The organism is Streptomyces sp. NPDC050264 (genome assembly GCF_040655895.1).
GTDB lineage: Bacteria > Actinomycetota > Actinomycetes > Streptomycetales > Streptomycetaceae > Streptomyces.
Genome location: NZ_JBFAKV010000002.1, coordinates 1 through 24,219, shown reverse-complemented (window position 1 = coordinate 24,219; position 24,219 = coordinate 1). Strand labels below are relative to the sequence as shown.

12 protein-coding genes and 3 pseudogenes are annotated in these 24,219 nt (G+C 71.8%); 2 read left to right on the top strand and 13 right to left on the bottom strand.

All coding sequences use genetic code 11. The features are described from left to right. From AB0J02_RS03010 to eccD, 9 genes and pseudogenes are all read right to left on the bottom strand, one after another. Window positions 1-2,453, bottom strand: a pseudogene (locus tag AB0J02_RS03010) (hypothetical protein); the annotation flags it as partial. An 87-nt stretch (window positions 2,454-2,540) separates the two neighbouring features. Beyond that, the gene (locus AB0J02_RS03005; protein WP_363191788.1) at window positions 2,541-2,918 is read right to left on the bottom strand and encodes a hypothetical protein; all 378 of its coding nucleotides are present in this window, start codon (window positions 2,916-2,918) and stop codon (window positions 2,541-2,543) included. A 3-nt stretch (window positions 2,919-2,921) separates the two neighbouring features. Next, the gene (locus AB0J02_RS03000) at window positions 2,922-3,386 is read right to left on the bottom strand and encodes a YbaB/EbfC family nucleoid-associated protein (protein WP_363191787.1); all 465 of its coding nucleotides are present in this window, start codon (window positions 3,384-3,386) and stop codon (window positions 2,922-2,924) included. A gap of 115 nt (window positions 3,387-3,501) precedes the next feature. Then, complete coding sequence (locus AB0J02_RS02995; RefSeq protein WP_363191786.1) at window positions 3,502-7,104, bottom strand: AAWKG family protein; 3,603 nt, start codon at window positions 7,102-7,104, stop codon at window positions 3,502-3,504. Window positions 7,105-7,426: 322 nt separating this feature from the next. Continuing rightward, a pseudogene (locus AB0J02_RS02990) lies at window positions 7,427-7,873 on the bottom strand (type VII secretion system-associated protein); the annotation flags it as partial. A gap of 99 nt (window positions 7,874-7,972) precedes the next feature. Next, window positions 7,973-8,281: a WXG100 family type VII secretion target gene (locus AB0J02_RS02985; protein WP_363191785.1), complete on the bottom strand. Its 309-nt coding sequence runs from the start codon at window positions 8,279-8,281 to the stop codon at window positions 7,973-7,975. Between the two features lie 91 nt (window positions 8,282-8,372). After that, window positions 8,373-8,708: a hypothetical protein gene (locus AB0J02_RS02980; protein WP_363191784.1), complete on the bottom strand. Its 336-nt coding sequence runs from the start codon at window positions 8,706-8,708 to the stop codon at window positions 8,373-8,375. A gap of 500 nt (window positions 8,709-9,208) precedes the next feature. Then, window positions 9,209-10,801, bottom strand: a complete 1,593-nt coding sequence (eccB, locus tag AB0J02_RS02975; RefSeq protein WP_363191783.1) for a type VII secretion protein EccB — start codon at window positions 10,799-10,801, stop codon at window positions 9,209-9,211. Window positions 10,802-10,854: 53 nt separating this feature from the next. Next, on the bottom strand, window positions 10,855-12,261 hold the full coding sequence (gene eccD / locus AB0J02_RS02970; protein ID WP_363191782.1) for a type VII secretion integral membrane protein EccD: 1,407 nt from the start codon (window positions 12,259-12,261) through the stop codon (window positions 10,855-10,857). Between the two features lie 470 nt (window positions 12,262-12,731). Between eccD and eccCa the strand changes: the two genes are divergently transcribed. Then, complete coding sequence (gene eccCa / locus AB0J02_RS02965; protein ID WP_363191781.1) at window positions 12,732-16,700, top strand: type VII secretion protein EccCa; 3,969 nt, start codon at window positions 12,732-12,734, stop codon at window positions 16,698-16,700. Between the two features lie 85 nt (window positions 16,701-16,785). Here the strand turns inward: eccCa and AB0J02_RS02960 are convergent, their stop codons facing one another. The 4 genes from AB0J02_RS02960 to AB0J02_RS02945 form a co-directional block, all read right to left on the bottom strand. Next, window positions 16,786-18,030, bottom strand: a complete 1,245-nt coding sequence (locus AB0J02_RS02960) for a S8 family serine peptidase (protein ID WP_363191780.1) — start codon at window positions 18,028-18,030, stop codon at window positions 16,786-16,788. Then, a complete protein-coding gene (locus AB0J02_RS02955; RefSeq protein ID WP_363191779.1) occupies window positions 18,027-21,344 on the bottom strand; it encodes a right-handed parallel beta-helix repeat-containing protein in 3,318 nt (1,105 codons plus the stop codon). Before AB0J02_RS02955 ends, AB0J02_RS02960 begins: the two co-directional genes overlap by 4 nt. Before the next feature lie 97 nt (window positions 21,345-21,441). After that, the gene (locus AB0J02_RS02950; RefSeq protein ID WP_363191778.1) at window positions 21,442-22,629 is read right to left on the bottom strand and encodes an RICIN domain-containing protein; all 1,188 of its coding nucleotides are present in this window, start codon (window positions 22,627-22,629) and stop codon (window positions 21,442-21,444) included. Next, complete coding sequence (locus AB0J02_RS02945; RefSeq protein WP_363191776.1) at window positions 22,626-23,348, bottom strand: type VII secretion system-associated protein; 723 nt, start codon at window positions 23,346-23,348, stop codon at window positions 22,626-22,628. The genes AB0J02_RS02950 and AB0J02_RS02945 overlap by 4 nt, the downstream gene beginning before the upstream one ends. Before the next feature lie 337 nt (window positions 23,349-23,685). On the opposite strand from AB0J02_RS02945, the pseudogene AB0J02_RS02940 reads away from it, so the two are divergent. Further along, window positions 23,686-24,219, top strand: a pseudogene (locus tag AB0J02_RS02940) (mannose-binding protein); the annotation flags it as partial.

The window sequence follows — 24,219 nt, the reverse complement described above, 5'->3', positions numbered from 1 at the left end:
CCACCCGAAGTCCCCGGACCACCCGAAACCCCGAGCCCTGCCGAAGCATCGGGCCCGACCGAAATGCCGGGCCCCGCCGAGGCACCAGGCCCCGCCGATGCATCGGAGCTGTCCGACGCACCAGGGCCACCCGAAGTCCCCGGACCACCCGAAACCCCGAGCCCTGCCGAAGCATCGGGCCCGGCCGAAATGCCGGGTCCCGCCGATGCATCGGGTCCGGCCGAAGTACCGGGTCCCGCCGAGGCACCAGGCCCCGCCGAGACTCCGGGTCCATCCGACGCACCCGGGCCCATCGAAGTCCCCGGACCATCCGAAACCCCAGGCTCCGCCGAAGTCCCAGGGCCATCCGACGCACCTGGTCCACCCGACTCACCGGGTCCAGCCGACGCACCGGAGCCGTCCGCGGTCCCAGGGCCACCCGAAGCCCCCGCCCCCGTCGACGTGCCCGACCCCATGGACGTATGGGACCCACCCGAAGTACCGAGGCCTCCCGACGTACCCGGCCCACCGGAGGTCCCCGCACCGTGGGACCCTGCGAAGTCGCTGTCCGCTTGGCCGGGGGGCGCAGACGTGTGGGGGGTTCCGCCGATCGGGGTGTCCACCGTGACCGGGGTGCCGAGGCCGGTCAGGGTGCGGCGGACCTCGTCCGTGTCGAGGTGGACGGCGGGGCTGTCCCCCGCGGTCACCACGCGGACCTCTGGCACGTCCGACAGCGCGTCGTGCAGACCGCCTCGGATGCCTATCTCGGTGCCGGACGGCGGCTGGGCGCGCAGGTCGGCGAGGTCGCTCAGCGCCTGGGCACGGGCGTCGGCGGGGCCGGCGTGGACCTGCTGCCACAGATCGTTCTCGGCCTCGGACACGGTCGACGGCCCGGCGAAATGCGACGACAGATCCTGCGACGCGTACGGCGGCGGATTCTGGAATGTCGAGTACGGGGGCGGGCTCTGGGACGTCGTGTACGGGGGCGGGCTCTGTGTGGTGGAGGAGACCGACGGCCCGCCGTCGCGCGTCGCACCGTCACCACCGGTGGTGGTGCCCGCGCCCGCCCCCGAGCCGCCGCCGTGCGAACGTGTCACGTCGCCGGAATCCCCGGTGTCACCGATGCCGCCGGAGACGGTGGGCGGGTTGGCGCGCAGATTGTTGAGGGCGTTGCGCAGTTCGGCACCGCTGTTCATGGCGGTACCCGTGAGCGTTGACTCGACCTGGCTGCTGATGCCCGCGCCGACGAACGTGGACCAGCTGGTGGACCAGTCGTTGTCGAAGGCGCCCTTGATCAGGATCTCCCCGAGCGCTTCGCCTGCTCCGGCGGCGACGAAATCGCCCGCCCCCTTGACCCCGTAGTGTCCGGCCACCAAGCCAGGCCGGTTGGCAAAGCTGAGCAGGATCTCGTTGTTCCGCCAGAGGCTGGAGTTGTTCGTGAAGTTGTTCGTGAACGCGAACGGGTTGGGGCGGGTGGGACTCGGGCCGCTCGTGTACGGGTCGGGTCCGGGGCGGCCGCCCGGAGGAGGGTCGCTGTACGGATTGGAGGTGGAGCCGGAACCGGGCTTGGGCGTCGGGGTCGGGTCCGGGCCGGGACTCGGCTTCGGCTCGGGGGTGGGACTCGGCTTGGGCTCCGGGGTGGGGTTCGGCTTCGGCTCGGGGGTGGGGTCCGGCTTGGGCGTCGGGGTCGGGTCGGGGGTGTGACTCTTCGAGCCGGGTCCCGGGGTGGGGCCCTTGAAGTCGAGGTCCGGGCCGTCCTTCAGGAAGTTGTTGTCGTAGCCATGGAGGATGTTCTTCGCGAACTTGTCGAAGATGCTGGTGAGACCGCCCGCCGCGGCGCCGAACGCGGCGTCCTTGAGGATCTGGCCCCAGTCGAAGCCATCGGGCCGTCGGCCGTCGGGCGCGAAGTTCATCATCGCGAGGCGCACCGCGAACGTCGTGAAGGCCTCTTCGAGCGCCTCCGTCAGCGAGGGTGCCAGATGCAGCCGCTGCAACAGGTGGCTGATGGTGGTGAGGATCATGAACCGGCTGCGCAGCTTGGCCAGCAGGATCTGGCTGGCCGAGGCGCCACCGGTGAAGAAGGACATCGCCAGGTAGATGGCGATCTCGAGGAGCAGCCGGATGATCTCGGCGATCACCTGCCATTTGGACTCCATGATGTCCATGGACGTCTTGCGCCGGCCGTCGGCTATCTTCCCCAACTGGTCGGCGAAGTCGTTCAGGTAGCTCTTGCCGCCGTCACCGGTGAGCGTGCCCATCGCCTTGGCGTACGACTTAGACAGGTCGTCCGGCATCACCTGGGCGATGTCATGGATCGACTTGTTGATCAGCGAGGAGAGCCGGTCCAGCTTCCGGCCGAGGCCGGAGTAGGGCGTACGGCTGTCGTACGCGAGGTCCTCGTCGGCGCTGATGAGCCTCTCTCCGGTGAGAATGAAGATCATCGCGTTGACCTCGGGCGAGGCCTTGATGCTCACCGGGGGCCGCCCCCGGTGCCGCGCCGCGGGCACGACCGGGTGACCGCTCCCGGCGTGGTGCGGGAGCGGTCTGCGGTGCCGGGGTGGTCAGTGGCGGCCATGCCCGCCGGTGTCGAGGTCACCGGTCGACCCGTTCGACTCGACGCGGTTGTTGACCCGCTCGATCCCCTCGATGTTGTGGTCGCGGGTGCCCTTCATCAGCTGGACCTGCTCGACCGTCGCGTCGGTGATGCCGGTCACCGCGTCGCGGATGGCGAGCAAGGTGTCCTTGGTGCTCTGCCGCTCCTTCTGCTCCTGCGGCTTGGCCTTGTCGGCGAAGTCGTCGCCCGAGCCGGGCCACGAGACCGTGGGGGCCAAGCCGTCCAGGAACTCCTCGGTCATGCTCTGGGCCAGAGCACCGATCTCCTCCAGCTGCTCGGCCAGGGCCTCGATGCGCTCCGGGTCGACGTAGTAGCGCTGTCCCATGCGTCAGTTCTCCCCGTCCTCGTCCTCGCCGAGCGCGTCCCGCCAGCCGGGACTCGCCGCGGTGTCGCGTGCCGTGGCCGTCTCGTCGTCGTCGCGCAGCACCTCGGGGCCGAAGATCCGCTCCCAGTCCAGCTCGAAGCCCTTCAGCTCCGGCACGTTGCTGCTCGGCTCGGTGAACGGCGCCATCGCCTTCATGACGTGCCGGTTCATCTTCGTACGGGCCGCGCTCGCCGCTTCCAGGACGCTGGCGGCCAGTTCCTGGGGGGACATGTCGCGGTACTTGCTGTCCAGGAACTCGATCCCGGTCAACTCGCCCTGCGGGCCCACCGTGGCGCGGACCGCGCGGTCGGAGGAGAGCACCGCGAACGACGCCTCGCGCAGTTCGCGCTCGGTGCGCGCGACCGCCTCCTGCGCCTCGTGGAGTTCGGCCATCGCCTTCTCCAGCCGCTTCTCCAGCGGTTCCGTCACGCCCGCTCCGCCCTTCCGTGCCGCCTGGTCAACTGCTCCCTTGATCTTGCCTGGTGAGGGCCCTTCCGTGGAAGCCGTCGCCGCGTGGGATGCGTCTCTACGCGAAACGCCGTGCTCACCGGCCGATGACGGCCGGAGTGCCGCCCTCCTCGGTGCCCCACACGTCCGTGTCCTCCTCCAGGTAGTCGGCGGAAGTCGTGGTGCGGCGGCCCGGCTCCGTCTCCTGCTCGGCGCTGTCGCCGCCGCCGGTGGTCGACACCCGGGAGGCCGGCGAGAGGAAGGTGTCGCTGTCCTCCTGACGGTTCCACGGGCTGCGCCGACGCCGGTTGCGGCGTTCGCTCTCCTCCACCGCGTCGACCAGGACAGCGCGTACGCGCTCGCCGTTGCCCTTCTCGCCGCCGCCCGCGCCCATCCCGCCGGCCCCGCCCATCGGCATGCCGGGGCTGCCGGGTGTGCCCGGGGCGCCGGGGGTGCCGGCCGTCGCGGCGGCGGCCGGTGCGGCCGCGCCGGTGGCGGTGGCGGCGGTGCCGTCCGACAGGGGGTCGACGCCGGTCCCGGTGGATCCGGTGGACCCGTCAGCGGCCGCTCCGAGGGTTCCGTCGCCCGCGTAACCGCCGCCGGAGCCTCCGGCGTTCGCGGCACCGTTGCTGAGGCCGAGATCGGAGAGCGACACGTCCTGGCCGGTGGTGCCACCGCCGGGCAGGTCCGAACCACCGCTGCCCTGCGAGTTGAGGTCTCCGAGCAGGTCCGAACCGCCACCGCCCTGCGAGTTGAGGTCTCCGAGCAGGTCCGAAGCGCCGCCGCTCTGCGTGTTCAGACCGTCGAGCAGGTCCGAGGCGCCGCCGTCCTGCGAGTTCAGGCCGTTGAGCACGTCCGAGCCGCCGTTGTTCGCCGAGTTCAGGGCGCCCAGGTCCACCGTCTCGGTGTGGCCCTGCGGATCGGTGATGCTCGCGACTCCGGTGTCCGGGTCGATGATCTGGGTGCTGCCGTCCGGGAAGGTGGTGCTCAGCCGGCCGTTGTCGAGCAGGGTCGAGGAGCCGTCCGGGTTGGTCACCTTCGCCCCGTGGGTGAGATCGGTGACCGTGCTGCTGCCGTCCGGGTGCGTGGTGGTGAGCTGCCCGTCGCCCGGGTCGAACGAGGCGGAGCTGCCGTCCTGGTACGTGGTGGTGAAGTCGCCGCTGTCGAGCGCGGTGTGTCCGCCCGTCGGGGTCTGCAGACCGGCCTGGTCGCCGTTGAGGTTCCCGAGGTCGCCCAGGTTGTTCAGGTCGCCGGGCGACTCGGTCGTCAGGTCGGAGTTGATGTCGCCCAGGTCACCCAAGTCGCCCAGACTGTTCTGGCCGCCACTGTTGAGGTCGCCCAAGGAGCCGAGGTTCTGGGTCGTCGTGGTGCCGTCGGGGTCGGTGGTGGTCGCCTGGCCGGTCGCGGGGTCGACGTGCTGGACCGTGCCGTCGGGGAACGTGGTGGTCAGCCTGCCGTCGTCACCGAGCGAGGTCACCGAGCCGTCCGCATTGGTCACCTTGGCACCGTTGCCCAGGTCGGCCGTGGTCGTCGAGCCGTCCGGGTGGGTCGTGGTCAGCGTCCCGCTGTCGGCGTCGAAGGCGGTGCTGCTGCCGTCCGGGAACCCGGCCGTGACCTTGTCGTCGTCGAGCCCTGTGCTGCCGCCGGTCGGGCTCTTGAGGTTCGTACCCGCACCGCTGTTGGTCCCACCGCTGTTGAGCCCGCCGAGGTTGCCCAGGTTCGTGAAGGGCGGAGGCGCCTCGGTGGACAGCTGCCCACCGTCACCGCCGGTGCTCGGGCTGTTCACATCGCCGAGATTGCCCAGGTTCTTGACGACGGCGCTGTTCGCGTCGTTCAGGTTGCCCGTACCACCCGCGTCACCCGCGCTGTCCGTGCCGCCCGAGCTACCCGCGCCGTTCTGACCACCCGAGTTCAGCAGGTCGTCGAGGTCGGTCGAACTCACGGTCGCGGGGTTGTTCGTACCGTTGCCACCCGAGTTCAGCAGATCGCCGAGATCGATCGTGCTCCCGCCGCCCGGGTTGTTCGCGCCGTCCTGGCCGCCGCCGCCCGGGTTGTTCGCGCCGTCCTGCCCGCCCCCGCCGCCCCCGGGGTTCAGCAGATCATTGAGGTCGAGAGTCTGGTTGCCGCCCCCGCCGGGGCCGTTGAGGCCGTCCTTCAGGGCGTTCGCCTGGTCCTCGGCCGCCTTGGCCGCGTCGGCACGCAGCTTCTCCTGGTACGCCTTCTCGTCGGCGCGCGCCTTGGCGTCCTCGTCCCGCAACTTCTCGTTGTACGCCTTCTCGTCCGCGCGCGCCTTGGCGTCCTCGTCCCGCAGCTTGTCGTTGTACGCCTTGTCGTCCTCGGCCTGCTTGGCCGCGTCGTCGGCCGCCTTCTTCGCGTCCGCGGCGGCCTTCGCGTTCGCCTCGTCGAGCTCGTCCTGCGCCTCCTCGGCCTTCTTGTCCTTGTAGTCCGACGCGGCCGTACTCGTCGACTTCGGCTTGGGCACATTCTCCGAGAAGTCGTCGGAGAGATCGACGAAGTGGTTGTTCAGGGTGGCCTGCACGGTGGCCGCGGCGGTGCCCAGGTAGTCGTTGACGCCCTGGGACCAGATCTTGACCGCCCTGTCGCCCACCTTCACCCAGGCGTCCTTCTCACTGATGTCGCCGTACTCGTCGTGCACCTGCGAGAAGTCGCCATGGAAACTGGCCTGGACCATCTCGTTGTGCATGCCGGTCACCGTGAGGTCCGTCTTCGCGATGTTGTTCTCGTCCACCCACGTGCCGAGGTCGTCCAGGACGTAGCGCAGCACCTGATGCGGGTCGTAATACGGGGAGTTGGCCCACTTCACCCACGCCTTGAGGAGATCCCTGGCGGCGTTCTCCAGATAGGTGCGGCCCAGCGACAGGGCACGCGAGTAGACCGTCTTCCCGGTGCCGGTCTCGTCGCCGGTCCCCACACTGGAGTTGAAGGTCTCGACGTAGGCGTCGTAGTTGTCGCGGATCTTCTCAAGGAGGCTGCGGAAGACGTTCGCCGCCTCGCCCTTCCAGCTCGCGTCGTCCGCGGCGAAGCGGTCCTCCCAGTCCTTCAGCACCGGTGCCTGGTCCTTGAAGAACTGGGCGGCGTAGTCGAAGGACTGCCCGGTGGTCGTGAAGGAGTGGAGGTCCACCACGTTGGCGTCATCGACGCCGTCGCCCTCGAACCGGGCGTTCTCCGTGGAGCCGTCGTTCAACAGAGCCATGAGCGCCGCCCGCGGCCCGTTCATGTACTTGGCGAGCTTGATGGTGCTCATCTTGTCGTCGTTGTAGTCCGTGAAATCGTTGCCGCCGCGGACGTTCGCCGTGGACCAGTCCGTGGAGCCGGGATCGGCGAAGACGGTTTCGCCGTCGACCGTCACACGGCCCTCGAAGACGATCCGCGCCTGCTTGATGTTCCTCTTGTCGTCCTTGTCGAAGAAGTAGAGGTCGTAGTCCTCACCCGAGTGCATCAGGAAACCGGAGGCGCTGCGGTCCTTGGTGAGCGAGCTGAGGGGGATCTTCTGGAAGTCCATCCGGAAGAGCTTCCCGCCCTGGTCGGACTGGAGCTCGTCGAAGATCTCGCTGCGGGGCGGCACCGGCCAGCCGGTGATGTGCTTGACCAGAGCGGCCCACTTGTCCGACGTCGGATTCTTGTCGTCCTCGTACTCGTTGACGTTGCCAACGGAGTCCTTGTCGTACTCTCCGGCCACCGGGCGCCCCTTCTGCTCTGATCAGTCTTCATCCGTGCCGGCGGCACGCGTGGGCCATACGGACTCAGGAGTCGTCGTCGTCCGAGTCCGAGTCCGAGTCGTCGTCCTCGTCGTCGTCCGAGTCCGAGTCCGAGTCGTCGTCATCCGAGTCCGAGTCATCGTCGTCATCGTCGTCCGAGTCGTCGTCGTCCTCGTCCTCGTCCTCGTCCTCCGAGTCCTCGTCGTCGTCCGAGTCCGAGTCGTCGTCATCCGAATCGCTGTCGCTGTCGCTGTCGGAGCTGCTGTCACTGTCACTGTCGGAACCGCTGTCGGAACCGCCGGTGCTGTCCGAGCTTCCCGCCGTGAGCGTGTCGACCTCTTCGAAGGTCTGGAGCAGCGTCTGGGCGTCGATCGCGTCCAGGTTCTTGTCCTTGGTCTTGTTGGCCTCTTCGATGGTGTCGGTGAGCGCGTCCTTCAACTCCTCGAAGAGCTTGATCTGGTCCGTGAGCAGCGAGTTGATGGCCGTCGCCGCGGTCTTGACGCCGTCGACCAGATCGGACCCCGAGACCATGCTGCTCCTGACCATCTTGCCGAGCCGCAGCAGCTGCTGATCCTCTTCGAGGTTGCCCGAGGACTTATAACGGAGGAGGTCTTTGAGCGGGGTGACGCCCTCCTTGCCCTCATCCCGGTGCCGCTTGGCGGAGAGGTACACCGGGTGGACCTCGTCGTCCCGGAAGTTCTCCATCTGCTTGAGGTCGAAATGCTTGACGTCGGCCTTGTCGACGGCCATTGACGCTCTCCTGCCTGCCGCTCGGTGCCGGGCGGGCGGGCCCCGGCCGTATGCCGGGGCCCGCCCCTGGGACGGACGAAGGGTTACCTCGGCCGGGACCTAACGGGCCCGGACGCTGCCCCAGTTGTCGGAGCTCTTGCGCTCGTCGCGGGAGTGGTTGTCGTGAATGCTCTGGATCAGCTCACCGTTGTCGTTGAGCAGCTTGGCCATGTTCGCGGTGGCCTGGTCCCACTCCGCCTGCACGCCGCGGTACATCTCCTGGTCGGAACCCTCCCAGGAGCTGATGAGCGGCTTCAGCTCGTCCTCGAGGTTGTTGAGGCTCGTGATGATGCCCTTGGTCTGCTCCTGCAGCTCCTCGATGGCTTGCCGGACCTTGGGGTACTGCACATCGATGATGCCGTCGGCCATGACGTCTCCTCTTCGGTGACCGGGCGCCGGGGCCCCGGAAGTTCACGCGGACCGGCCTCGTCGTGCGAAGGCCGGTGCCACGACGGGGGATTCAGCTCAGCGCCTCGAAGACACCCTGGCTGGTCTTGCTGTTGAGGACCTCGGTCAGGTCCTGGTTCTCCTTCGCCACACGGTTGGCGGAGGACACGTTCTCCTGGAGCGCGTCGATCATCTTGCTGATCTGGACGACGACCTTCTGCGCCTCGGCGTTCCAGCTGCGGAAGAGCTTCAGCAGGGCCTGTCCCTCGTCACCGCCGACGCCCGAACGCGCGGCGATCTCGGCGACGTTGTTCTGGATTTTCTCCACCTGCTGGCGGGCCGACTCCAGGGAGGAGACGCCTCCCAGGCCCTTGGCATAGTCCGCTTTCCTGGCGGCGCTGTCGGCCATGTCACGTTCCCTTCGTTCATGTCTCTCAGGCGAGTCTCATCGCACCGTTACCCGCCGAGGCTAAAGAGAAGCGGGCGTTCCGCGCAACGCGTGCAGGGAAATTCTGAGCATCGGTGGGCTCGCCAAATTCTGTGCGCGGCAGTCCAGTTGTCCGCGAGGTTTCGGCGGGATGAACACGTATCCGGCGTTCGGTCCCGACGACCGGGCGCGACCATCCGCCCGTCGGCACGAAGCGGTCGCCAAACGGGCACGCGAAGAAGGCAAGCGGGCAACGGAGTTGACACATATACGGCAATGAGTACGCGTCACGGAATCCCCGGTCGCGAAACCCGACGGAAATTCTGAGCTTTATCTGAGGTTCGCCGTCGCGGCCGGGCCGGGACGGCTCCGGGTGAACTCGGTCCGCGCCGCGGCGGATTCGCCGTGGATTTGGCTCGAAGTCGCCCCACCCTCGCCACCCTTTTCCCTTTCTTCGCCACCCTTTGCACTGCTTTGCATGATCAGTGCTGGATGTCGGCTGCGCGCACAGTGCCCGCCCCGTCCGGTTTTCCGGGCTTCTCCGCCGGTTCGGTGCCGCCGGGCCCGGCGGCGTCGTCACCGCCGCAGGCCGGAGCCGTCACCTTGGCCTTGGCGGCACCCGTGGCGGCCGACGTGTCGAGGTCGACGCCGGTCGGCAGCGCCGCGAGCAGCGGTGCGGGGACCGAGCCGATGTCGTCCGCCGTGTACCCGAGGGCCGCCAGCGCGTCCTTGTCCGCGACGCGGTACTTCACGCCGTTCTCCGCCACCAGGTAGGTGGTTCCGGCGTGCGCGGCGCCGCTCGCGTGCAGGGCCCTGACCAGGGCGCCGCGCCCCGGCCGCACCACCGTGACGTCCGTCGGCACACAGGCCGGCTGGAGCGTGGTGCCCTCCGGCGCCGCGACCGGGGCCAGCCGGGTCAGCGGGACGAGTACGGACCTGATCCGGGCGCCGCCGTCGTCGCCGTCCACCTGCGCGCAGAGCGCGGACCCGCGCGGCACCGACTGCGGGACGGGCGGCGCGTCCGGCAGTTCGGCCGATCCGGCGGTGCCCGCGTTCTTCGCCCGGTGCTCGCGCAGCGCGTCCGCGCCGACCGTCCGTGCCTCGGGCGAACGGCCCTGGTAGGCGTCCTTCTGAGTGGCCGGGTCGCCGAGCACCAGGGCGGCGCCGAGGCGGGTCAGCGGCACCAGGCCGTCCTGGCGCAGCAGGTGGTACGTGCTGCCGCCGCCGGGCACGCTGACCTTGAACACCTGGCCGACCCGGCTGGCCTCGCCGCCGAGTTCGGGGCCGGCGCCGCCGCGGCCCGGCACCGACGGCGGCTTCAGGGCGGGGCCCGACGCCAGCGCGTCGAGGAAGGCCGCCGAGACCGGCGCCGCCTGCTGGGAGCCGTAGCCGAGGGCGTTGCGGGCGTCGGAGGCGCGGTCCAGCGGGAGCCGGCTGCCCCGCCACACCAGGTACTCGGTGTCGTCGGGGCCGCGTACCAGCAGCGCGTGGTCGCCGCTGACGGCGCTGGAGTCGAGCTGTGCCCCGGCCACCAGGGTCGTGGCACCCGGCTTGTTCACCCCGGTGTCCGCCACCGCTCCGGAGGTGCCGGACGACGCCCCGCCCGGCCCGGTGACGCACATGTGCCAGGCACCGTCGTCGAGTTGACCGGTGCCGGGCACGGTGTCGGGCGCCCCGGTGAGGCCGACCGCGGCGCCCACCGGCACGTCCTGGAGGGAAGCGGTGCGCACGTCCGAGGTCGGCAGGTCGGAGCCGCCGATCAGCCGCGCGGAGGCGTAGTTGCGCACCGGGTGCAGCACGCCGTCGGCGCCGGTCCACAGGTACCGGGCGCCGGTGTCCCGGTTGACCACCAGGTGCTCGCCGTCGCGCCAGCTGTCGTTCCCGCCGGGGCTCAACAGGCCGTAGACGACGGCTCCCCCGCTGATGAGGAGGGTCGCGAGCGCGCCGAAGACGACACCGCGGGTGGTGCGGCCCAGCGGGCTCTCCGGGGCGTCCGGGTCAGCCGTCAGCAGACCCGAGCTGAGCCTGCCCATCATGAACGTATGGGCGTGTACCTGGTCGCGTTTGGACTGCACGGCCTCTCCTCGACTTGTTCCAGATGTCCCTGCATACCGGCGTACCGGTGTGCTCAGCCGAACAGGCCGCGCAGCCAGCCGAACAGCCCCGCCGCCCAGAGGGTGAGGGGCACCAGCGCCACCGCGAGGCCGGTGTGCGCCACTTCCGCCGCACGGCCCCAGTAGGGCAGCATCCGGCGGCCCGGCACGGTCCAGGCGGCGATCACGAGCGCGGCCGCGGCGGCCAGCAGCACCGCGAAGACGACGGCGCGGCCGTTGCCCTGGCTGTCCACAGCCCAGGCGCGGGCGAGCAGCAGCAGCCCCCAGATTCCGGGCACGGACAGGGTCAGCCGCTGTCCGATGTGCACCAGGCCGCGGGAGTGCAGGAGCAGCAGCAGGCTCAGCGCGAGGGAGGTCAGCACCTCGGGCAGGTTCGGGTGTGCGGCGAGGACGACCAGGGTGGGTGCGGCGACGGCGCCGGTGGCGGCGAAGAGCGCGGTGACCCAGCGCCCGGCCAGCTCGGTGCGTTCGGCGACCTCGCTGCCCGCGTAGGGCTCGATGCCCTCCTGGAGCTGGCCGGCGGAGGACGGCAGTGCGGGCATCCGCATCCCGGCCAGTTTGAAGGCGAACGGCGGGACCGTGCCCGCGGCCAGCGCGACCACCGTGGCCACCAGGGCCACGGCGGCGGGGGCGCCGAGTCCGGAGTACCCCATGAGGGCTCCGGCGATCGCGGCGGCCACCGAGACCACCGCGGTGGCCAGCAGGGCCGGGGCGCCGACCGCGGTGGCGGCGAGGGCGAGGACCGCGCCACCGGCGCCCGCCGCGCCCGCCGCGAGCAGCCGCGCGCCCACCACCCGCGTCGCGTCCGGGCCGGTCACGTCGCCGCCGGGCAGCAGCCAGCCGGCCAGGGCCAGGCAGGGCGCGACGAGCAGGCCGAGCGCGGTGGCGGAGAGGCGGTCGCCGACCGCGCGGCTGGCCGAGCCCGCGCCCGCGAGGAGCAGCAGCCCGGCCACGGTCGCGAGGCCGGCCCGGGCGGAGCCGGAATCGGTCACCCCGGGCCGCATCACGAGGACGAGGGCGGCCACCACGGTCGCCACCGCGGCGCCCACCAGGAGTCCGCGGGCCGCTCGGGGGCTCCAGGTGTGCAGCCGCCGGCCCGCGGTGTCGGCTATCCCGTCCACCAGGTCGTCGAGCCGGGCCTCGGGCAGCGCCTCGGTGTGCGGGCGCAGGTAGAGCACGTCACCGTCGGAGAGGTCGGCCCGCGCGAGGGTGGTCTCCTCGTCGAGCGGGGCGTCGCCGAGCCGCTGCAGCACCCAGCCGGCGTGATCGAGCCCGGCTTCCTCGGATTCCTCGCCGACATAACGCAGCAGCGTGGGAAGGAGGTCGGCGACCGGTACGTCGGCGGGCACGGCCAGATCGACGGAAACGCTCGGCGCACGTACGGTCAGGCGGCACAGTGCGGCCACCACGCTGTCGGTCATCGGGTGAACTCTCGTCTTCCGTGGGGGCTTTGCCGGGAGGACTTCCCCCGGAGAGGGGATGTGCGAAGAGTACGGAAGGACCACGCGAGCGGGAACTGGGGGGCCGGGCCGCGGAATTGTCCCCGCAGGCCCGGTGACCGCAGCCCCGCGTGGACAGGTCGCGTTCCGTGAATGCAGACTACTGCCTATGTCCGTCGGCACGTGCTGCGGTCCGGGCTCCTTTGTCCGGTATGGAGTTGACCGAGGGTGCGGAAGTCGGTCGCCTCACAATCCGCTCGCAGCATTCATCCGGCGTTCATCGTGTCACCCGGAACCCGGAGAATCGGCGTGGTGCGGTCTTTCCCACTGCCGGGAGTACCCACTACCGGGAGTGCCGCTATTCGGCGCGGGCCGGAAAGCCAGTAAACCGGAGGTTCTGTTCCTTGAGCGTGGTGCTGTTTCGCCGGCCGGCCCGCAGGCGCGGACCGCAGATGCCGGACGGTCAATTGACCCTCCAGGAGCCACCGGTCCTCGCGGAGACGGTGCCGGACACCTCGGCGGTGTGGACGTACCTGCCGATGGTGCTGATGTCGGTGTCGATGATGCTGATGCTCCTGCGCACCGGTGGTGGCAACGGTGTCTTCATGTATCTGGCGATGGGTGTCATGGTGCTCGCCGCCGCCGCCATGCTCCTGGGCCAGCTGATGCGCCGCTCCGGCGAGCGCAAGCAGCGCCTGAAGGGCGAACGCCGCGACTACCTCCGCTACCTGGCGCAGATCCGCAAGCGGGTCAGGACCACCATCGCGGAGCAGCAGCGGGCGCTCGCCTGGCGGCACCCGGAGCCCGCCTCCCTGCGCTCGCTGGCCCGTACTTCGCGGCTGTGGGAACGCCGCCCGGCCGACGAGGACTTCGGTGAGGTCCGGCTCGCGGTCGGTGAGCAGCAGCTCGCTGTCACCCTCGAACCGGTCTCCACCCGCCCGGTGGAGGACCTGGAACCGCTCTGCGCGCACGCTTTGCGCCGCTTCATCCGCGCGTACTCCACCATCCCCGAGCAGCCTCTCGGTCTCTATCTGCGTTCTTCGGCCCGGCTTCTGGTGCGCCCCGACGAGGACACCGCGAAGGCGGAGCCGGACTCCGGGTCGTCCGACGCGGTACGCGGCCTGGTGCGCGCCATGCTCGGCCAGCTCGCGGTGTTCCACGCGCCCGAGGAGCTGTGGCTCGCGTTCTGCGTCAGTGACGAGCGGCGGCCCGACTGGGAGTGGGCCAAGTGGCTGCCGCACACGCTGCATCCGCACGAGGAGGACGGTGCGGGGCAGGTGCGCCGGGTCACCGCCGACCTCACCGAGCTGGACGATCTGCTGGGCGCCGAGTTCGCCGAGCGCCCCGGTTTCGATCCCGACGCCCGGCCGGGCCGTGACGAGCCGTACACGGTCGTCGTCCTGGACGGCGTCAGCGTCCCCGAGGGCCACCGCTGGGAGGGGCCCGGCTACCGCAACGCGCTGGTCATCGACCTCTCCGGGGCGCTGCGCTGGCGGCCGGGACGCAACACGCTGCGGCTGACCGCCGGTCCCGACACGGTGAATCTGGTGCGCACCGACCGCAGCCGCAAGGAGCGTTCCGTGCCGCTCGGCCGGCCGGACCGGCTCGGCCCGCTGGGCGCGGAGTCCCTGGCCCGGCTGCTGACCGCCCGGCGGATCAGCCTGGGCACCGACATCGCGCTGCCGCTGGAGACCGACGTCGAGCTGACCACCCTGCTCGGCATACCCGACCTGCACCGGCACGAGCCGCAGACCGCCTTCGACCGGCACACCGGTTCGGGCCGCCTCCGGGTGCCGATCGCGGTCGGCGAGGACGGCCGCCCGATGGAACTCGACATCAAGGAGTCCGCGCAGGGCGGCATGGGCCCGCACGGCATGCTGATCGGCGCCACCGGCTCCGGCAAGAGCGAGCTGCTGCGCACCCTCGTCCTCGGCCTGGCCCTCACCAACTCCTCCGAGACACTCAACTTCGTCCTGGTCGACTTCAAGGGCGGCGCCACCTTCCTCGGCCTGGACGAACTCCCGCACACCGCCGCTGTCATCACCAACCTCGCCGACGAGGCCGCCCTGGTGGAGCGCATGCAGGACGCCCTGCACGGTGAGCTCATCCGCCGTCAGGAGCTGTTGCGCGCCGCCGGCAACTACACCTCGGCCCTGGAGTACGAGCGGGCGCGGGCCGGCGGGGCGGACCTCACACCGCTGCCGAGCCTGTTCGTGGTGGTCGACGAGTTCAGTGAACTGCTCGCCGCGCACCGGGAGTTCATGGATCTGTTCGTGATGATCGGCCGCCTCGGCCGCTCGCTCGGGGTGCATCTGCTGCTCGCCTCGCAGCGCCTGGACGAGGGCCGTATGCACCAGCTGGAGAGCCATCTCTCGTACCGCATCGGCCTGCGCACCTTCTCCGCCATGGAGAGCCGCGGGGTGCTCGGTGTGCCGGACGCCTACGAGCTGCCGGCCCAGCCGGGCAGCGGTTATCTGAAGTCCGGGGTCGAGGCGCTGACCCGGTTCCGTGCCGCCTACTCCTCCGGTACCTACCGGCGCCGTACCGGCGCCGTGATGCAGGCCCGGGTGGCCAGCCAGGTGGTGCCGTGGACCAGCGGCTGGGTGGTGCCCCGAACCCTGGAGGCCGCGCCCGAGCCGGAGGTCGAGGAGAGCGGCGACGAGGAGACCCTGCTCGCGGTGGCCCTGGAGCGGCTGCGCGGCTCGGGACCGCCCGCGCACCGGGTGTGGCTGCCGCCGCTGGAGGCGCCCTCCCCGCTGGACGCGCTGCTGGGCGGTGTCGCCCCCGACCCGGAGCGCGGTCTCACCGCCGCCAAGTGGCCCGGGGCCGGCAAGCTGCGGGTGCCGGTCGGTCTGGTCGACAAGCCCTTCGAGCAGCGCCGCGACCCGCTGGTCGTCGACCTGGCGGGGGCCGGCGGCCATGTCGCCATCGCGGGCGGTTCGCAGAGCGGCAAGTCGACTCTCGCGCGCACGCTGATCGGCGCCCTCGCCCTGACCCACACTCCGGCCGAGATCCAGTTCTACTGCCTCGACTTCGGTGGCGGTGGCCTGTCGCAGCTGGCCGGTCTCCCGCACGTCGGCGGGGTCGCGGCGCGGCTCAACCCCGAGCGGGTGCACCGGGCCGTCGCCGAGGTGATGACGCTGCTCGCCCGCCGCGAGCAGTTCTTCGTGGACCACACCCTCGACTCGATGCAGTCCTACCGCCGCCGCCGGGCCGCAGGAGAATTCCCCGACCAGCCCTTCGGTGACGTGTTCATGGTGGTCGACGGCTGGTCCACGGTCCGCCAGGACTACGACGAGCTGATCCCGAAGTTCAACGAACTCGCCGCCCGCGGTCTCAACTACGGCATCCATCTGGTCATCACCACCACCCGCTGGGTGGAGCTGTCGGCGCAGATCCGCGACCAGTCCGCGACCCGTCTCGAACTGCGGATGGGTGACCCGATGGACTCCGAGGTCGACACCCGCAAGGCACGCACGGTGCCGCGCAGCGGCGGCCGTGGCATCACCGCCGACAGCAAGATGCACTTCCTCGCGGGTCTGCCGCGCCTGGACGGCAGCGGCTCCCTCGACGACCTCGGCGACGGCGTCGGCCATCTGGTCGCCGAGATCTCCCGGCACTGGAAGGGCGAGCGTGCCCCGCAGGTCCGGATGCTGCCGCACCGGCTGCCGCTGGCCGAACTGCCCGCGCCCGAGGGCACCGAGGGCGACGGCATGCGGCTGCCGCTCGGCATCGACCAGGACGCGCTGGAACCGGTCTGGCACGACTTCAGCCGTACCCCGCACCTGATCGTGGTCGGCGACACCGAGAGCGGCAAGACCAACCTGATGCGGCGCCTCGCGGAGGGCATCACCACGCGGTACACGCCGGCCGAGGCGAAGATCATCGTGGTGGACTACCGCCGTACGCTGGTGGACGCCGTCCCCGAGGAGTACCGCATCGGGCACGTGATCTCCCTGGACAACCTCACGGAGACCGTCGAGGGCGCGGCCCGCGCGCTGAAGACCCGGGTCCCCGGCGCGGACATCGCACCCGGCCGCATGCGCCGGTGCGACTGGTGGACGGGACCGCGCCTCTTCATCCTGGTCGACGACTACGACATGGTCGCGGGCAACTCCTTCCAGAACCCGTTCGAGCCGCTCTTCCAGCACCTCACCCTCGGCTTCGAGATGGGCCTGCACCTGGTCGTCGCCCGCAGTGCGATGGGCGCGGGGCGCGGGATGAGCGACGGCCTCGTACGCCGCATGGACGAGGCCAACAACCCGGCCGTGGTGCTCTCCTGCCCGCCCACGGAGGGCCGCCTGTTCGGCAACACGAAGCCGCTCAACCTGCCGCCGGGCCGGGCTCAGCACATCGCCAGGGGCCGGGCGCGGCTGATGCAGACGGCGCTGGTGGAGGCGGCACAGGAGCAGGAGGCCTGAGGGCCCGGTGTACTGAACGTGTACTGAACGGCGGCGGGGGCCCACCTTGAGGTGGGCCCCCGCCGCCGTTCGGTCCTTCAACCGCTCAGTCGCTGCCCGCCGCGTCCGCCTGCGCCGGGCGCCAGCCCCGCGCGCGGGCCCGGGACAGGGCGAACCCGGCCCAGAGCGCGGCGAGGACGGCCGCCGAGCCGAAGAGGACGAAGAGGGTGGCGCGGCCGGTGGCCCGGTCGGCGCCCGAGGTGTCGCGGACGGTCACGGGGTCCGCGGCATGCCCGGCGCCAGCCGCCGCACCGGATCCCGAGCCGCCCAGCACGGTCGTGACGGCGGCGTAGGGGTCCAGCTGCGGGATGTCGGCCGGGTACGCGGTCGCGGTCAGGCGGCGCGTGACGGCGTCGGCGGAGTCGTCGGGGCGGACGGCGCGGACCGCGGCGGCGGCTCCCGCGGCGTAGGCGGCGGCCACCGAGGCCCCGCTGCCGAGGTAGTGCCCGGTGCCGCGCGGGCCGCCGGAGACCACACCGGCGCCGGGAGCGGCCAGGTCGATGCCGTCGGTGGCCGGGGAGTTGTCCGGGCGGGCGCCGCTGGGGAGCATGCCGGCGACCGAGAGGACTCCGGGCTCACCGGCCGGCCAGTACGTACGGGCCGGGACCTCGTCGGCGCCGGAGGCGGGCGGGTCCGGGGTGGCCGCGGCGACCACCACCGCGCCGGCGGCACGCGCCTCGGCGACCGCGCGGGTGACGTCCTTGTCGCGGCCGGTCAGCGCCACCCCGACCGCGATGACGTCCGCGTGGGCCGCGGTCGCCTCGCGCAGCGCCGTGGCGACCAGGCCGGCGCTCGCCTTGCCGAGCCGGTCGGTGCCGCGCAGCGCCAGGATCTTCGCGTCCGGGGCGACTCCGGCCAGGCGCGGTCCCGCCCCGCCGGTCCCGGCGATCAGCCCGGCGAGGAACGTGCCGTGCCCTACGCAGTCGTCGTCGGCGTCGCCCTGCGCGGTGACCCGGCCGTCGAGTCCGGCGGCGCCGGGGGCGACCCCGGTGTCGATCAGGGCGACGGTCACGCCCGCGCCGGTGCTGTGCCGGTGCATCCGGTCCAGGTCGAGGCGCTGGCGCGACCAGTCCTGCTTCTTCGCCGTCTCCTTGGATGCGGGGACGCAGGCCGTCTGCTCGGCGTCGGGGTCCAGCGCGGAGGGCATGGCGGGCAGTTCCTGGCTCTTGCCGTCGGCCGCCGGGGCGGCCGGGGCGGCCGCCCCGGCCGGTGCGGCAGCGGGCAGCAGCAGGGCGGCGGCGAGCCCCGCACCGGACAGCAGGCGGGCGCCCCTGCGGGCGGGCGGCCTCACCGGGCCGCCTTCGGGGCCGCCGCCGCGCTCACGTCGTCGGGCGACAGGACGCGCAGGTCGTCAAGGGTGGGCGCGGTCAGCGAACTGAGCCGTCCCGCCTGCCGGGTGACCATGAGGTCGACCATCTGGCGGGCCTGGCGCGCGTTGCCGAACGAGCGGTCGCGGGGCAGCGAGTCGAAGTACTCCTTGAGCAACGGGCCGGTGCCGGGGCCGCATTCGTAGCCCATGCTCGTGGCCTGGGCGCGCACGATGGTGACCAGTTCCTCGGAGGAGTAGTCGGCGAAGGTGATCCGGCGCGGGAAGCGGGAGGCGAGGCCCGGGTTGGAGCCGAGGAAACGCTCCATCTCGTCGGTGTATCCGGCGACGATGACGATCACCTCGTCGCGGTGGTCCTCCATCAGCTTCAGCAGGGTGTCCACCGCCTCCTGCCCGAAGTCGGCGCCGTCGCCGCGCGGGGTGAGGGTGTACGCCTCGTCGATGAACAGGACGCCGCCGCGGGCCCGTTCGAAGACCTCGCGGGTGAGCTGGGCGGTGTGGCCGATGTAGCGGCCGACCAGGTCGGCACGGGCCGCCTCGATCAGCTGGCCCCGCTGAAGGATGCCGAGCTGGGTCAGGATCTCGCCGTAGAGGCGGGCGACGGTGGTCTTGCCGGTGCCGGGCGGTCCGGTGAAGACCAGGTGGTGACTGAGCGAGGGCACGGGCAGCCCGGCGGCGGCCCGGTGGCGGGCGGTGGTGATCAGGTTGACCAGGTCGGCGACGTCGCGCTTCACCTCGGACAGGCCGATCATGTCGCCGAGGCGGGTCAGCGGGTCGTCGGCCGGGACCGCGGTGTCGGCGCTCTGGCCCGCCGCGGTCGCGGAGACGTCCTCCGGCAGCAGCAGCCGCAGGTCGTGCTCACCGACCTGGGCCTGGGCGGAGAGCCGGACCGCCTGGCGGTCCACCATCTCCTCGAACACCCCGCGCGCGGCACGGCCGTTGCCGAAGCCGGCGTCGCGCGGCAGCGCCTCGAAGTGCGCGGCGAGCGCCGCCGCGGTGCCCTCCCCCAGTTCGTACTGGTGCTGGGTGCACATGCTCTCCATGATCGCGACCAGGTCGGGCACCGAGTAGTTCTCGAACTCGACGGTCCGTGAGAAGCGGGAGGCGAGGCCCGGGTTGGAGTTGAGGAAGGACTCCATCTCGCGGGAGTAGCCGGCCGCGACGACCACGACCTCGTCGCGGTGGTCCTCCATCAGCTTCAGGAGGGTGTCGACCGCCTCCTTGCCGAAGTCGGCGCCGCCGTTGCCGCTGTCCGAGGTGAGGGTGTACGCCTCGTCGATGAACAGCACGCCGCCGAGGGCCCGTTGGAAGGTCTCGCTCGTCTTGATCGCGGTGCCGCCGACGACCTGGGCGACCAGGTCGGCGCGGGAGACCTCCACCAGGTGCCCGCTGCGCAGCGATCCCAGTTCGGCGAGGATCGCCCCGTAGAGGCGGGCGACGGTGGTCTTGCCGGTGCCGGGGGGCCCGGCGAAGATCAGGTGCCGGCTCATCGGCGGGGCCAGCATGCCGAGTTGTTCACGGCGCCGGGCGAGCTGGGTCAGATTGACCAGGGTCCGCACCTGCTGCTTGACGTTCTCCAGGCCGATCAGCGCGTTGAGGGCGCCGAGCGGGCCGTCCACCCGGTCCGGCGGGGGCGCGTCGGCGGCGCCGGACCCGGCCGGGTCGGTGTTCTCGGCGCTGCCGCTGCCCCAGGCGTCCCGCTTGCCGTTGCCGGTGCTGTTCAGGCCGTCCACGGCGAGCCGGTCGCCCGGCGCGGTCTGCACCAGGCCGCCGCCCTCGTTCTCCCGGGCCAGGCAGTTGACGAGCGAGACCGGCGCGGTGGACTCGACCCGGAAGCCGTCCTGGGCGCCGCCGGTCGCCTCGCAGCCGCTGAGCGAGGCGAGCGCGCCCTCGCTCAGCAGGAAGCCGTGGCCCTTCGCGGCGTGCACCGACGTGCGGTTGGCGGTCAACTCGCCGCCCGCGGCGACCAGTACGCCCTCCTCACCGGATATCTCGACGCGGAAGTCGCGGACCGTGACGTTGCCTCCGTCCTCCACGACCAGGCCGCCGGTGGCGGAGTCGGAGACCCCGCCGCCGGCCAGGTACAGGGTGCTGCCGGAGGACACGCGTACGCCCGCGCCCTTCGGCCGGACGATCTCGCAGTCCTCGACGCGGCCCCGGGCGTCCTTGGCGGCGGTGATGCCGTCGCCCGCGGGTTCCACGAGCCGTGCTCTGCGCAGCATCGGGTTGGCGCCGCCGGTCAGCGCGACGGCGGGCGAGCCGCCGATCACCTCCAGGCGGTCCAGCTCCGGTGCCGCGTCCTCCTCCAGGAGCAGTCCGGTGTGCTCGCAGTCGCGCACGGTCAGGCCGGTCAGCGCCGGGGAGGCGGCCCCGGCGACGCGCAGCGCGGCGCTGCCCGCGCCGTCCACCCAGCAGTCCTCGAAGGTGCCGCGCGCCCGGTCGGTGACGAGCAGGCCGTGGCCGCGGGAGCGCGAGACACGGCAGCGGCGCAGCACCGGGTCGGTCCCGGAGGCCAGCACGATCCCGTGCCCGGAGGCTCCGGTGACGCGGACGTCCTCCAGCGTGTTGCGGCCCGCGCTGCTGAGGTGCACGCCCGTACTGGTGTCGTGCACCACGGTGCGGATCACCGTCAGGGAACTGTTCTGCTCCAGGGCGATCGAGGGCTTGTCCGTGGAGGAGATGTCGCAGTCCTCCACGGTGCCGCGGGACTCGCCGTTGGCCAGCAGTCCGTTGCCGCGGGCGTCGCGCACCGTGCAGCCGCGGACGCGCGCCTCGCCCTGCTCCGCGAGGACCAGGCCACTGGTGCCCAGGTGCTCGAAGGTGCAGGACTCCACGGTGGTGGGCGTGGTCGAGGTGACCACGACGCCCGCGCCCTTCGGGTTGCTCACGCGGCATTCGCGCAGCGCGAGCGAACCGGTGCCGCCGGCGAGCAGCGCGGTCCAGGCGGCGCCGACGATCTCGCAGCCGTCGAGGGCGGCCTGCCCGCGCCGTACGTCCACGGCCGGCTGTTCGGCGTCGCCGCCGCGCAGGGTCAGCTCGGTGAGCATCACGGCGTCGGCGCGCAACGCGAGCACGCTGCCCGAGCGCGGCCGGATCTCCACGGTCCCGCGCCCCTCGGCGGCGGTGAGGGTGACCCGGGTGTGGACCACCAGATTCTCCGCGTATGTCCCGGGCCGGACGCTGATGAGCGCGCCGGTCCGGGCGGCAGCGAGTGCCTCACCGATCGTCCGGTAGCGGTCCTGGTCCCCTGGACCGACCGTCAGTACCTGGCGCGACACGCACCAACCTCCTTGCCGTGGCGGCGTCTTCAGCGAACGCCCCGCTTCGCCGGGGGCGCGTGTCGGCGAGCCGACGATCTCATCATGCCTTGCCCGGTCAGAGGCTCCACTTCTGGGCGTCGGCTCCGTTGCAGGTCCACAGCTGTATGGGCGCCCCCTTGTCGGGGTTGCTGCCCTTGATGTCCACGCACATGCCGACGACGGTGTTGACCAGGTCGTGGCTCTCGTTCAGGACGAACTTCTGGGCGTCGTTGCCGCTGCAGTAGGCGAGCTGCATGGGGGTGCCGGGGGTGAACGCCGCGTTGGCGACGTCCAGGCACAGGCCGCCGATGCGGACGGTGCCGTCGGACCCGAACTTCCAGCGCTGCGCTTCCAGGCCCGTGCAGTCCCACATGATCAGGTTCTTGCCGTCGCGGAAGTCGGCGTTCGGTACGTCGAGGCAGCGGCCGTTGAGATGGCTGCGGAAGGACACGGGGCCGCTGAACGTCACGGGGGCGGGGGCCTTCGCGGGCGTGTTCTTCTTGCTTTCGGACTTCTTGGTGTCGCTCTGCTTCTTCGACTGCTTCTGCGCCTCGGCCGTCTTCTCGGCGGCGGAGGCCTTCGGCTCGCTCTTGCCCGCGGTGACCGTGGGAGCGGCGTTCCCCGCCTTCCCGCTCTTCCCTTCGTCCTTCTTGCCGTCGGCCGAGGCGCTGCCGCTGGGCGTGGCCTCGGAGAACGCGCCCGGCGTGTCCTGCTCGCTCCCGTCGAGCACGGTGCCCGCCGCCGTCGTCTGCTTGCGGTCGTTGTCGTCGTTGTCGCCGCCCAGCACCAGGAACGGCACCGAGACGAGCAGCGCCCCGACGACCGCGGCGCCGGCCAGCACCGCCTTGCCCGGCCGTCCCACCGGCCTGGCCTGCTGGTCCGGCTGGTCGATCGCGGTCGCGGTCATGGTCCGTACGAGCGCGGGCAGCCGGCTCTTGGCCGCGGCGGCGGCACCGGGATCGCCCTCGGCTCCGGCCTCGCTTTCGGCCCCGGCTTCCGGCTTCGCTTCCGCCTCTGGCTCCGACTCCGCTTCCGCTTCCGCTTCCGCTTTTACGGTCGAGCTCTGTGCGGCCGTCTTCGCGTCGGCATCGCTGCCACCGGCGACGGCTTTCGTGCCTGCCTCGGGCTCCGGCTTCGCCTCTACGGGCTCGGACTTGGGAGCGGTCTCGGCGGCGGAGGCGGACACGGCCGTGGCCGTCTCCTCGCCGCCGGTGCCGGACTCCGCCTCGGGGGAGGCGGGGGATTGCTTGGCCGAACGCGTCACGGGGTCCTCCCTATGGTGTGGGACCGGGGTTCAGAAGAGTTGTCGGTACGGGCGGCCGCGCCGGGGTCCGGAGCGTCGATGAGACGGTCCGCCGGTACGAGCAGCGGGGCGGCGGCTCCGGCGTTGGCCATCAGCGAGGCGCCCGAACCGCTCAGCGCGCGGGCCAACTCCCGCGCGGGGAGACTGTCATGGTGAAGTGCCGGGGACATGAACGCGTGTGCCGGCGAGGTGAACAACAGCACCACCGGCGTCCCGTCCTCGCCCGCGGCCGTGAGCGGCTCGCCGTCCGGTGCGCGCAGCACCGTGACCTCCGCCTCGGCGAGCGCCGCCAGCGCCGTGTCCACCGAGCCGTAGCCGGTGGCCGCCCGCTGGGCCGCAGCGTCGACCGGATCGGTGGGCTCGGGCCAGCCGAGGGCACGGGCCGAGGGCCGGTACTCCGGGTTCGCGCGGTACTCCGCGACGGCGCCGTCCCCGTCCGACTGCCACTCCCCCAGCACCGCCCACTGCGGCGGCGTCCGCTCCTCGGTCCACTCCGGGTCCACCACCCCGATCCAGTGCCCCGGCGCCCGCCGTGCGGCGGCCCGCACGGCCTCGGGTATGCCGGGGAGGTCGGTGGCCGCGGTGGTCTCGGCCGTGTGCCCGCCCTGTTGCCGTTCTCCGGGCCGCATCTCCACCTGAACTCTCGTGGTCCGTACGAATTCTTGGGTGCCGAACGGCATGCGCACACGCCGACACTGATCAGATCAGGGAGCCAACAGGATGCCACACGCGCCTCTTTGACAGGGCGCCGGGAATGGCCCGGATCGGGCTTTCACGTGCCCGTTTGCCGCCCGAGTCGCGTACTTTCCGGGAGTTGTGAGACGAGAGCGGACAAAGTGACAGGACAGTTCGGAAGGGATAGGAGGGAAGGGAGCGCTGCCGGTCCGGCGACGGGCTAAGTTGGTTACGCCGTCGGCCACTTCGGCATATCGCGCCATCCGGCCGGACGTCCGGGCCGAAGCCGTACGAGGCGGGCCCTCCCCCACCGTCAGCTCCGCCACCGAGGAGGAGTACCGCATGTCCGCCGAGCCCCAGGCCGCCGCCGCCCGCGCAGAGGAAACCGGGCCCCCGGCACCGGAGGCGGAGACGCCGAGTCCGGCCGCCACCGAAGCCGAAGCCAAGGCCGAAGCCGGAGCCGAGCCCACAGAGGCACAGAACCCGGCCCCGGAACCGGCGCCCGCGACGGCACCGGTCGAGAAGACCACCGCGGCACCCAAGGAGTCCGTCGCCGTGGCGGCGGCCGTCGCGACGACGCCGCCGGGCACCAGGTCCGTCACCGGCGTCGACCGCGGACGCCCCCGCAAGCCGGTCCTGGCGGGAGCCGCGATCGCGGGCGCCGCCCTGGTCGCGATACCGCTGCTGCTGATCGGGAGCGCGGGGGACGACGGGCAGCGCGACACGGCGAAGAACGCGGCCGCGGCGGGCGACACCGTCCTGAACCCGGAGTCCGCTCCCGCCGCCCTGGACGACTACGTGGCCGAGAAGCCCAGCGCCTCCCCCCACAAGAAGGCGCCGAAGAAGAGCCCGGTGCCGAAGGTCGCCGCGACGCCC